Origin of the sequence: Pseudoalteromonas sp. SG43-1 (assembly GCF_014164415.1) — a bacterium.
GTDB classification, from domain to species: Bacteria; Pseudomonadota; Gammaproteobacteria; order Enterobacterales; family Alteromonadaceae; genus Pseudoalteromonas; species Pseudoalteromonas distincta.
Genome location: NZ_JACJFD010000051.1, coordinates 1 through 10,719, shown reverse-complemented (window position 1 = coordinate 10,719; position 10,719 = coordinate 1). Strand labels below are relative to the sequence as shown.

Here is a 10,719-nt window from a genome sequence, read left to right as displayed (position 1 = left end):
GCCTCTAAAAAGCAAATTCCCATAGCATAAACAACACCAACTCTGACACACCGAGCAGGTAGCGCCTCAGTCCAACAAGCGATTATGCAACACAAACTGCGTGTCGCATAAATACTAAAGTGTTAGCTCTCTATTGTATTTACACAGGTAATCTCGATGAATTTATCTCCGTGGGCAAAAGGTCCATTAGAACTAATAAAGCATGCGTTGGAACATTTAAATGACGGTGGAGACACAGATCGTCGTATTGCTTTGATTGGCTTTGATAATGCAACAGAAGTGTGCGTGGATGTATTTATTCGATTACCGCCTAAGCTTCGTAACAATTATGAAATTAAACGAGAAGATGTAACTAAACACCTACGTAGTTTTAATAGCAAAATTGGTTTTGTAGAAGATTATATTAATGAAAAAGCTATAGAAACAGACCTTTCTATTAATGAACTTCTTTGGTATCACACATTACGGAATGAACTTTATCATTCTGGCAATGGTATGGTTCCTGAACTCCATGTATTAGAGGGGGCGAGAGATAATTGTTTAGCTGTTTATAGTTGCCTATTTAGTGTCGATGCATTTGAAATGCTTGGAGTTACTAAAGAGGCTAAAGAGCAAGATATGCCATTTGTTTCTCAAAATATTGAAATGGAATATCTTCGAACATTTATTGAATTTGAAAAAAGTTTAAGAAAGTATGTAGTAAAGCGTAAAGGTCCAGAAAAAGCGAAACGGGGTGCATTTATGCACATTCGTGAATTTGGAGGTGAGCTAGGTTTTACTCCAGATCTACTTAATAGGCTACGTGAAGCTAATCAAATGAAAAATGGTATCGTTCATGGTGATGACGAGATATTAATTCCTGATTTCAATTACGAAACTGCTACAGATACTCTGATTGAAGCAAATGAATTAGTAAACTGTAAGCTAGAGAGCTAACAAAAAATTTAAACTCAACTAAAACAGTGGGTTACGTTTCGCTTCGCTACACATTTTAACCCACGATTTTAGTCCGCTTAATGCGGCGTTAGGCATTATTTTATACAACTATCGGAGATGTACATGACAGGCTTGGAAATAATAGGTGCAATTGGAGCTTTATCCGCTTTTTTATCAGTTTTACAAAACGAAGGGAATATAGCTAGTCAAGTTGAGAGTAATGCTCTAAAAGAGCTTAATAAAGCTGTATCTAGGACTGAAGGGTATTTTTCTCGGGACGTTATGAATAGAAACTTAGATGAAGCGAAACATGAATTAAGTGAGCTCTGGAATAATGCGTCGATTGCATGCGCCGATGCGGGCTATGAAAAAATGCAGAGGCTATGCCAAATTAAAGGTGTTTATTGGCTAAATCCAACTAATTGGACTGATGAAGAGATTGAAGCATCTGGTATTCAATTAGCAGAAATGAGAAAGAAACTTGATATTGCATTAGCTGATTAAATGCCTAACAAGAGTCTAAGGTTACGACAGTCCGCTTCTGGCACTTAGCTGAACTTCGCCAAAGAGCTACAAGCAAACATTGAGTTATTGGTTTTAATAATTAGCTTTTAACTAAATTTAAATAAACTTTAAAGCTGGTAGTTTGATTATTTGAACTGACCTCTATATCTCCACCGTTTGCTTGCGCTAGAGCTTTAACTATTGCAAGCCCTAAACCTGCTCCGTCACTGTGTCGTTGCCGCGACTTATCAGGTCGATAAAAGCGGTCAAATAAATAAGGTAAATGCTCAGAAGGTATTCTCTCCCCTGTATTAATCACTGAAATGCATATTTTTTCAGCGGTGGTCATTTCACTGTTTACAGTGATTGATGAGCCTTTTGGAGCGTACCTAATTGCATTGGATAGTAAGTTTGATAATAATTGACGAAAGTGTAATTTGTCACAATAAAAACAAAGGTTTTGACCTTTTTTATTAAATGCAATCAATGAGTCTTCAGCCAAAGCGTCAAAATACTCAAATAACACTTCAATTTCATCATGGCTTTTTAGAGTGTTTTGAACTGGTTTAATTAGCCCGTTTTGAGTTTTGGCGAGCCAAAGCATATCACTAACCATTTTCGTTAATCGCTCGAGTTCTTCTAAGTTAGAAAATAATAATTCTTGATACTCTTCCAACTGCCTTTTTTTAGATAATCCAACCTGTGTTTGAGTAATTATATTCGTTAGTGGAGTTCGTAGTTCATGAGCAATATCACTAGAAAAATTTGATAAGCGAATAAATTCACCCTGGAGCCTGTCGAGCATTGAGTTAAACGACTGCACCATATTAACAAGCTCAATAGGCACTTTATTTTCATCGAGCCTTACATCCATTTTATTAGTTTGGATATCGTGTATTTTCTGACTTAAACCTCGTAAAGGGTTTAATCCTTGATGTACAGCAAACCAAGCCACCAATGAAATGAGTACCGCTGAGCCAAACATAATGGCCCAAAGGCTTTGTTGAAATTGATTGAGAAAGTGTAAATGAAAGCTCATGTCTATCGCTGTAGTAATTTTGTATTGCTGTTGCTCAGTACTTAAATTACTCACCAGAGCTCGGTAGGTGTGGGTATCATTTTGCCATGAGGTAATGTTGTTACGGTTAAAGCCAGTTGAAGCCTTAGCACTCATTACAAAATCACTAAAATCTCGTTCAGAGCTTTGAAAAATGAGATCTCCTTTTGCGGTATTTACCTGATAGTAAACACCGTGATGACCCGCTACAGCGTTAGATAATTCATTTTTAAATTTCAGGTTTGATTTATAGTGTTGTCTTAAAACTAATTCAATAGATTGATTAATAACATGCAGTTCACTACTATCTTGCTGGAAAAAATGATGTTTTATCGAACTATTTATTAAGGTGGCAACTAAAGTTAAGCACGCAATAACGGTTACAGCCACAAACAACACAACACGCATCGTAAGTGATAAAGGCCGTGACTTAATAGCCATCAGTTTCAACCTCTAATTTATAGCCCATACCGCGAACTGTATGAATTAATTTAATAGTAAAGTCATCATCAACTTTTGCTCTTAGCCTACGAATGGCAACATCAATCACATTGGTGTCGCTATCAAAATTCATATCCCATACTTGAGAAGCAATTAACGAACGTGGCAGTACTTCACCTTCGCGCCGTAACAATAGTTCAAGTAAGCTAAACTCTTTATTACTCAATAAAATACGCTTGCCTGCACGTTGTATTTTTCGCTTTGGAATATCCATTTCTAAATCAGCAACGATCAGTATATCGTCAACTGTTTGTACTGCACCACGGCGAATAAGAGTGCGTACTCTTGCTAAAACTTCAGCAAAAGCAAAAGGCTTTATTAAATAGTCATCAGCACCAAGTTCGAGCCCCTTTACTCTATCGTCTATGCTATCGCGAGCAGATAAAAATAGTACTGGGGTTTTGTTATCTGCTTCACGTAGCGACTGTAAAATTTTCCAACCGGATACGTCAGGTAACATGACATCAAGTATTATTACATCAAATAATTCGGTCATTGCTAGGTGATGACCGTCAAGACCATTGCGCGCCAAAGAAACCTGAAAACCAGCTTCACTTAGTCCCTGTTTTAAATAATCTCCCGTTTTTGCTTCATCTTCAACAACTAATAAGCGCATACAATTCCTTCATTAAAGTCCTAACAACTACCTCTGCAAATATTATGCAGTATCTGTCACTACAGCAACATGACACCAAGATTACAACTTTGTAATGTTCGCGTCATGTTGAAGACAGGTCTATTTTCTATACTCAATACATATTCTGCTATGAAGGAGTAAGGAAATGGGGTTTAAAAAGTCATCACAACAGGTTAGCACACCACGAAGACGATTTGTTCAAGGCTTAATTGCAGGAGGTGTACTTGCTGCTTTTCCGAGTGTATTACATGCTGCATCATCTTTAGTAGCAGGAACAATAACAGGCACTGTGCCCGAACTTAGCGGCGAAGTAATTGATCTGGTTATAGATGAATCGCCGGTTAACTTTACTGGCGTAGTACGTATGGCGACAACTATCAATGGATCTATACCCGCTCCTACCTTGCGCCTCAAAGAAGGCGATGACGTTACTATTAGAGTAACAAATAAGTTATCAGTACCGAGTTCAATTCATTGGCATGGCATTATTTTACCGTATCAAATGGATGGCGTACCAGGTATCAGCTTTAAAGGCATTATGCCGGGCGAAACCTTTGTTTATAAATTTAAACTGCAACAAAGCGGTACATATTGGTATCACTCACATAGTGGCTTTCAAGAAATGACAGGCATGTACGGTGCATTAATTATTGAACCGCGAGAAAACGATATTATTAGTGCAGATAACGAGCATGTTATTCAATTATCTGATTGGACTGATGATGACCCAATGGCGCTGTTCCGTAAATTAAAAGTACAGAGTGATGTATTTAATTTCAATCAACCCACTGTCCCAGAGTTTTTCGATGACGTTTCAAGCAGCAGTATTTCAAATGCTCTACAGCGCCGAAAAATGTGGAATCAGATGCGAATGAATCCTACAGATTTAGCTGATTTATCTGCATCAGCAATGACTTTTTTAATGAACGGTAGTACTCCAATGGCAAACTGGCGTGGATTATTTAAAGTCGGTGAAAAGCTTAGGTTAAGGTTTATTAATGGCTCTAGTAATAGCTTTTTTGACGTGCGTATCCCCGAGTTAAAACTAACGGTTGTACAAGCAGATGGGCAAAACGTTGAACCAGTGACAGTTGATGAATTTAGATTCGGCCCTGGTGAAACCTACGACGTAATTGTTGAGCCTAAAAATGATGCCTATACGATTTTTGCTCAAAGTATGGATCGCTCTGGTTACGCAAAAGGAACTTTATCAAGCTCGCCTAATATTGATGCGCCAGTACCTGCACTTGACCCTGTTGAATGGTTAACGATGACCGATATGATGGGCAATATGACCCACGGCGGTGAGCACTCTGCAATGGCTGGTATGGCAGGCATGTCAGGTATGAACTCTAAAGAAATGGATCATAGCGCTATGGGCCACGGTGCAATGGCGATGGATCATAGCAAACATGGTATGTCTGAAAACCCATTAGCGGTTGCCAGCTCTAAAGTGCGTCATGCAAAAACGGAGTATGGAGCTTCAGTTGATATGCGCGTTGATATGCCTAGAACAAATCTTGATGATCCTGGTATTGGTTTACGTAAAAATGGTCGTCGTGTTTTAACACTTGCAGATTTACACTCACTTGAAGGGATCACTAACCAGCAAGAGCCAGAAGCTGAAATTGAGCTGCATTTAACCGGAAACATGGAGCGTTATAGCTGGTCATTTGATGGCTTAGAATTTGGTAAAAGCACGCCAGTGCATATGAAGCATAACCAACGTTTAAGAGTTATTTTACAAAACGATACCATGATGACGCACCCTATGCATTTGCATGGTATGTGGAGTGATTTAGAAAACGAGCAAGGTGATGTGCAAGTGCGACGTCATACGATACCTGTTCAACCCGCACAAAGAATCAGCTTTTTAACCACCCCTCACGATGTAGGTCGCTGGGCTTGGCATTGCCATTTATTATTCCATATGGATGCCGGTATGTTTAGAGAGGTAGTCGTATCATGAAACAATTAAAACTATCTAAATCATTAGGTTTATTAATGTTAACAGGGGCTTCATTAATTAGTTTCCCTTTATTAGCGCAAAGTGAAATGGCACAAATGAATAGCGCTAAGATGCAACCACAAGGAGGAAGTGCACCTAAAGATGCAAGAGACCCCCATGCTTACTCTGCGGGAACAACTTTAACAGAAGGCCCATATGCGCTTGAGGGCAATGAGCGATTAACACTCGCTGATGAGCATCCATTTTACGCATTACTAGGCGATCGTCTTGAATATAACGAGCAAGCAAACGCAGGTGTATTTGACTTACAAGCATGGTACGGCACTACCTTTGATCGATTGGTAATTAAAACCGAGGGTGATTTCAGCGAAGGAAGTATTGAAGAAAACCAAACCGATATTTTATGGGGTCACGCCGTATCAGCATATTGGGATACTCAAGCAGGTGTTCGTCTTGATTACAATAAAGAAGGTGAAAATCGGCAATGGTTGGCTTTTGGCTTACAAGGTTTAGCCCCTTATTGGTTTGAACTTGATATGACAGCATACGTAGGTGAGCGAGGCAATACCGCATTTACGTTAGAGGCAGAGTACGAACTATTACTCACGCAAAAGCTAATTATACAACCGCGAGCCGAAATTACACTTTATGGCAAAAACGATAAACAAAACGAACTTGGAAGTGGCCTATCAAGCAGCGCGATTGGCTTTAGGGTTCGTTATGAATTTACACGCCAGTTTGCGCCCTATATTGGCGTTGAATGGAGCAATAAATTTGGCAATACCGCCGACTATGCCACATCAAGTGGACAAAGTAGCAACAACACCGCATTTGTTACGGGTATTAAATTTTGGTTTTAATCATTTTAAATAAGAGGTAATTATGAAGTTTTTTAATTCTGCAGTAGCTATTTTAGGTTTAGTACTTACATTTTCCGCATCAGCGCATATATCACTCAAGCAATCAACACCTGCGCAAGAAGCCATGTTAATGAAAAGCCCAGAGCAACTTTCGTTAACTTTTGGTGGTGAAGTAAGGCTAGCAAAAGTCATCATCAAAGATGAAAAAAATAAATCAATAAACTTTGATTTCAAACCAAGCTCTACCCCAAGCACAGACTTTAGTTGGTCATTGCCGAGCTTAGTCCAAGGCACTTACACGGTTAAATGGACAGCACTGGGTGGTGATGGACATAAAATGACCGACACGTTTAGATTTATGGTACACAAAAGTGAATCGCATAAGATGATGCAAGTACAATCTAATACCCACAGCAAACATAATCATTAAGTAGCAACATAATGCAATTAAGTGAATGGTCAGTACTCTTACTATTATTAAAACTAGCAAGCTATATCGCAATTTCAGGGCTTGCGGGCACTTTATTAATGCGCTTTATGTGTGGCAACAGCAATGTTGCAGGGCATCACTTAATTAGCTTTTATCAGTTCTTAAAACGTTGGCAAATTACGTGTGTAGTTACAGGTAGTATTGCTGCACTTTTACAAGTACCAATAGAAGCTGGAGCAATGGCTGAATCAGGCTTTATGGGAATGTTTGACCCCTTTATGCTTGAAATTGTTTGGCAATCAGTCATAGGTGACCAAGCAACGTTTAGAATACCAGCGCTTATTATTGCTCTAATTAGCGCATGTATGTGGAGTGTGGAATCAGATGATAACGTAGCAGGTTATAAAAACGTTGCCGTTATACTAATCATGCTTGGGTTTATCGCTTATAGCTTCACTTTTACTGGGCACAGTGCAAATGAAAATGGGTTAGTGAAAAGTATTTTAACCTTTCACCTTATTGCCATTGCGAGCTGGTTAGGGTCATTGTGGCCGCTTTACAAAAGCTGCACTTTACTACCTACCAGTGAAGTAAAGCGGTTAATGCATTACTTTGGTCAACTCGCTATTGTTATTGTATTTGTACTACTTATTTCGGGCTTAACTCTGCTCCTGCAGTACCTAGAGTCATTTTCTGCATTGTTTACATCAAATTATGGGCAACTAATTTTATTAAAGCTGTTACTCGTCAGCGCGATGCTGTTACTAGGTGCATGGCATAAGCTTTTTTTAGTCCCGCAAATCACTCAACAACACCATATAAGTATATTAAAACGCTCGATCACTGTTGAAATATTAATTGCCCTATTTGTACTTATTACAACAAGTGTATTTACAACACTTGTTGGTCCGCCTATTTAACGATTAATAAAAAAGGAAAATGTATGTTAATTAAATCCTCTAATTTAAAAATTTTATTGCTACTAATTTTTAGCGCTGTTAGTTCTTTTGCTGTGAACGCACACACCCATGAAGAGCACACAAAAAAAGGCTGGGTCTTTGTTAATGTTGATAGCGAAGCTGCAAAGGCAGTTAGCTTATTTCATGCATCCCTAAAACAAGGCGATGCCAAAGGTGCCCGTAAATTACTGGCCGACGATGTCGTCATTTTTGAAGGCGGAATTGTTGAGCGTTCTGCAGATGTATACGCGAACCATCATATGATAGCGGATATGAAATTCTTAAGTGCAGTTGATAGTGAACTGCTAGAGCATCAAGTTCACACAAATGGAGACATAGCTTACTCAATTTCAAGAAGTAAAACTCAAGGAAAGTATAAAGGGAAAGATATTAAGTCTACGGGAATGGAATCAATCACATTAAAAAACACCGATAAAGGTTGGAAAATCACTCATATTCACTGGTCTAATTAAGGAGTTAACAATGCGAGTAATCTACATTACCTCAGCGTTTTTTTTATCATTAACTATGTCATTTTCGGCAATGAGTATCGAAAAACAGCATAAAACATCAATAATCTATGAAAATTCAGAAAAACCTGAAATTGAGCTTACCGTTTATAAAAGTAAAAATTGTGGATGTTGTAATAAGTGGATTGCTCATTTGAGTGAAAACAATATTCAAACAAAAGCAATTAACGTTAATGACATGGGGTCGATTAAATCTCAGTATCAAATAAAACCTAATATGCGCTCATGCCATACAGCCGTGTCAGCCGATGGATTTGTATTTGAAGGTCATGTTCCCGTTAAACATATAAAACAGTTTTTATCTGGGCAACACGCTCCGCACATTACAGGCTTAAGTGTACCAGCCATGCCTATTGGCACTCCCGGAATGGAAATGGAGGGTATATTTCACAAATATAATATTGAACTACTCACTGACAACTCAAATGAAGAAACCTACAGATACATAAGTAAATCCAGCGAGCAATTTTAGCCTAACGGCATAATTCTTGAGTTAATTATTAAATACCCATTTTACACAACAGGAAACACTGATTTGTGAGCTTGATAGTGTAAAAATTACTCACATGTAAAAACAAAATACAAAACTTTTAAGGAGCAATACAATGTCACACTATTCAAAATTTTTTTTAATGATAGCAACATCCACAATAACCATGTTTGTATTGATGTATTTGAACACCTACCAACTTAGTCATGTTTATTTTAGTGAAACTCGTACTTATATGGCGCTTTATATGGGAGCCACGATGGCAGTGATAATGCTACTTTTCATGCTCAATATGTATAAAGATAAAAAGAAAAATATAACAGTACTCATTGCTAGTGTTGCCGTATTTGCAGGAAGTTTATTTTTAGTTCGCTCACAAGTGACTGTTGATGATAGCTCATGGATGTCGGCGATGATCCCACATCATTCAATTGCCATACTCACCAGTGACAGGGCAAAAATCAAAGATAAACGCGTTCAAAAGCTTGCTACAAATATAATTGAAGCCCAAGAGCGAGAAATAAAAGAAATGCAATGGCTCCTAAAAGATATAGAGCAAAACGGCATTGCACAAACCAATGCTCAAGCACAATTAAGAGCTGTTCCAGATTTCAATTCAAATAAATAAATAAACCGCATAACATAAGGAGTAAAGCATGAGTAAATCAGCCCAACTTTTTAGAATGGCAACAGATGAGCATATTTGTCCGTTTGGTTTAAAATCAAAAGACCTACTAGAGCGAGAGGGATATACAGTTGATGATCAGCTTTTAACTTCTCGAGAGCAAACAGATGAATTTAAAAAACAACACAGTGTAGAAACTACACCTCAAGCATTTATTGATAATAAACGTATAGGTGGCTACGACGATTTACGTGATTACTTTAATAAGCCACAAGCAGCCCAAGAAGGTACAACTTACACGCCCGTGATTGCGATTTTTTCGGTTAGTTTTTTGCTTAGTGTGGCATTTAGTTTTGCATCGGATAATAGCTTATTATCAATGCAAACCGCTGAACTGTTTGTAGCCCTAACAATGGCAGTGTTAGCAATACAAAAGCTTCAAGACTTATTTAGCTTTACTAATTCATTTATAACCTATGACTTAGTCGCTATGAAAGTAGTCAGGTACGCTTATGTTTACCCATTTTTAGAAGCATTTGTTGGCATTGGAATGATAGCCGGGTTACCAGCCTATATTATTGCCCCTATTTCATTATTCATAGGTGGGGTTGGTGCTGTTTCAGTGATAAAAGCAGTCTATATAGATAAACGAGAGTTAAAATGTGCGTGTGTAGGCGGTGACAGTAACGTACCACTAGGGTTTATCTCTCTAACAGAAAACTTATTTATGATAGCTGCCGGTATTTGGATGTTTGTTAGGTAAATAACAGCTTTAATTTAAAAATATGATGACGAGCTTATTTATAGCACGAACCAGATTCAGTAGTTGAGTCTGGTTCTGCCTGAACTTAAAATGCCATCAATTTGCTCTGGCTTCTCTAAGGTATCTTGAAGTTACAACGAGACTAAAGTTTTTTATCAATTGCATGATTTAAAAAAGCACTAGCCCTCTAATTTTATTAAATAGATCTAATCTAAATTTGATTCCAGAATTCTTTTGGCAATAAATTTTTAATCATCCTAGTGTTTAAGAATTTATAAATTTAATTAATAAATTTTGTGAAATTTTTCTAGTCCGCTTAGAGCGAGAAGCAGACGGTCATCTTTTTATATCAAATGCATTTAAGATTTCCTGACTTGAATTAACTGTTGTATTGTAAATAGTAATTTTGCTTCTGTATAAGGAGCGATATAAGTATCGTGAGATAAGGTTTACTTAGC

At 37.8% G+C, this 10,719-nt stretch carries 12 protein-coding genes; 10 read left to right on the top strand and 2 right to left on the bottom strand.

Features of this window, described 5'->3' with window-relative positions:
• Positions 1 to 156: 156 nt before the first annotated feature.
• Both H5159_RS20485 and H5159_RS20480 read left to right on the top strand, forming a co-directional pair.
• A complete protein-coding gene (locus H5159_RS20485) occupies positions 157 to 936 on the top strand; it encodes a hypothetical protein (protein ID WP_182780947.1) in 780 nt (259 codons plus the stop codon).
• Positions 937 to 1,059: 123 nt separating this feature from the next.
• Positions 1,060 to 1,440 carry a hypothetical protein gene (locus H5159_RS20480; protein WP_104643235.1) on the top strand — a complete coding sequence of 127 codons (381 nt, stop codon included), beginning with the start codon at positions 1,060 to 1,062 and terminating at the stop codon, positions 1,438 to 1,440.
• A 100-nt stretch (positions 1,441 to 1,540) separates the two neighbouring features.
• Here the strand turns inward: H5159_RS20480 and H5159_RS20475 are convergent, their stop codons facing one another.
• Together H5159_RS20475 and H5159_RS20470 are read right to left on the bottom strand one after the other, a co-directional pair.
• The gene (locus H5159_RS20475; protein WP_010388405.1) at positions 1,541 to 2,938 is read right to left on the bottom strand and encodes a heavy metal sensor histidine kinase; all 1,398 of its coding nucleotides are present in this window, start codon (positions 2,936 to 2,938) and stop codon (positions 1,541 to 1,543) included.
• Positions 2,928 to 3,614, bottom strand: coding sequence for a heavy metal response regulator transcription factor (locus H5159_RS20470; protein WP_010388408.1), 687 nt, complete (start codon positions 3,612 to 3,614; stop codon positions 2,928 to 2,930). The genes H5159_RS20475 and H5159_RS20470 overlap by 11 nt, the downstream gene beginning before the upstream one ends.
• A 166-nt stretch (positions 3,615 to 3,780) precedes the next feature.
• Here H5159_RS20470 and H5159_RS20465 point away from each other — a divergent pair, with 166 nt between their 5' ends.
• The 8 genes from H5159_RS20465 (at position 3,781) to H5159_RS20430 (ending at position 10,261) form a co-directional block, all read left to right on the top strand.
• Positions 3,781 to 5,604 (top strand): copper resistance system multicopper oxidase, encoded by a 1,824-nt coding sequence (locus tag H5159_RS20465; RefSeq protein WP_010388409.1) that lies wholly within the window; start codon positions 3,781 to 3,783, stop codon positions 5,602 to 5,604.
• Complete coding sequence (locus H5159_RS20460) at positions 5,601 to 6,464, top strand: copper resistance protein B (protein WP_002963237.1); 864 nt, start codon at positions 5,601 to 5,603, stop codon at positions 6,462 to 6,464. The genes H5159_RS20465 and H5159_RS20460 overlap by 4 nt, the downstream gene beginning before the upstream one ends.
• A gap of 22 nt (positions 6,465 to 6,486) precedes the next feature.
• Positions 6,487 to 6,894: a copper resistance CopC family protein gene (locus H5159_RS20455; RefSeq protein WP_010388411.1), complete on the top strand. Its 408-nt coding sequence runs from the start codon at positions 6,487 to 6,489 to the stop codon at positions 6,892 to 6,894.
• 11 nt (positions 6,895 to 6,905) lie between these two features.
• Positions 6,906 to 7,814 carry a copper resistance D family protein gene (locus H5159_RS20450; protein WP_010388414.1) on the top strand — a complete coding sequence of 303 codons (909 nt, stop codon included), beginning with the start codon at positions 6,906 to 6,908 and terminating at the stop codon, positions 7,812 to 7,814.
• A gap of 23 nt (positions 7,815 to 7,837) precedes the next feature.
• Complete coding sequence (locus H5159_RS20445) at positions 7,838 to 8,326, top strand: DUF4440 domain-containing protein (RefSeq protein ID WP_002963057.1); 489 nt, start codon at positions 7,838 to 7,840, stop codon at positions 8,324 to 8,326.
• 10 nt (positions 8,327 to 8,336) lie between these two features.
• Positions 8,337 to 8,855, top strand: coding sequence for a DUF411 domain-containing protein (locus tag H5159_RS20440; RefSeq protein ID WP_002963058.1), 519 nt, complete (start codon positions 8,337 to 8,339; stop codon positions 8,853 to 8,855).
• Positions 8,856 to 8,988: 133 nt separating this feature from the next.
• The gene (locus tag H5159_RS20435; protein WP_010388415.1) at positions 8,989 to 9,501 is read left to right on the top strand and encodes a DUF305 domain-containing protein; all 513 of its coding nucleotides are present in this window, start codon (positions 8,989 to 8,991) and stop codon (positions 9,499 to 9,501) included.
• Between the two features lie 28 nt (positions 9,502 to 9,529).
• A complete protein-coding gene (locus H5159_RS20430; protein ID WP_002963060.1) occupies positions 9,530 to 10,261 on the top strand; it encodes a MauE/DoxX family redox-associated membrane protein in 732 nt (243 codons plus the stop codon).
• Positions 10,262 to 10,719: the final 458 nt, after the last annotated feature.

What these genes read in the sequence shown, in the direction of transcription:
- H5159_RS20485 (WP_182780947.1), top strand. Translation starts at nt 157, where the DNA reads ATGAATTTATCTCCGTGGGCAAAAGGTCCATTAGAACTAATAAAGCAT.
- H5159_RS20480 (WP_104643235.1), top strand. Translation starts at nt 1,060, where the DNA reads ATGACAGGCTTGGAAATAATAGGTGCAATTGGAGCTTTATCCGCTTTT.
- H5159_RS20475 (WP_010388405.1), bottom strand. Translation starts at nt 2,938, where the DNA reads ATGGCTATTAAGTCACGGCCTTTATCACTTACGATGCGTGTTGTGTTG.
- H5159_RS20470 (WP_010388408.1), bottom strand. Translation starts at nt 3,614, where the DNA reads ATGCGCTTATTAGTTGTTGAAGATGAAGCAAAAACGGGAGATTATTTA.
- H5159_RS20465 (WP_010388409.1), top strand. Translation starts at nt 3,781, where the DNA reads ATGGGGTTTAAAAAGTCATCACAACAGGTTAGCACACCACGAAGACGA.
- H5159_RS20460 (WP_002963237.1), top strand. Translation starts at nt 5,601, where the DNA reads ATGAAACAATTAAAACTATCTAAATCATTAGGTTTATTAATGTTAACA.
- H5159_RS20455 (WP_010388411.1), top strand. Translation starts at nt 6,487, where the DNA reads ATGAAGTTTTTTAATTCTGCAGTAGCTATTTTAGGTTTAGTACTTACA.
- H5159_RS20450 (WP_010388414.1), top strand. Translation starts at nt 6,906, where the DNA reads ATGCAATTAAGTGAATGGTCAGTACTCTTACTATTATTAAAACTAGCA.
- H5159_RS20445 (WP_002963057.1), top strand. Translation starts at nt 7,838, where the DNA reads ATGTTAATTAAATCCTCTAATTTAAAAATTTTATTGCTACTAATTTTT.
- H5159_RS20440 (WP_002963058.1), top strand. Translation starts at nt 8,337, where the DNA reads ATGCGAGTAATCTACATTACCTCAGCGTTTTTTTTATCATTAACTATG.
- H5159_RS20435 (WP_010388415.1), top strand. Translation starts at nt 8,989, where the DNA reads ATGTCACACTATTCAAAATTTTTTTTAATGATAGCAACATCCACAATA.
- H5159_RS20430 (WP_002963060.1), top strand. Translation starts at nt 9,530, where the DNA reads ATGAGTAAATCAGCCCAACTTTTTAGAATGGCAACAGATGAGCATATT.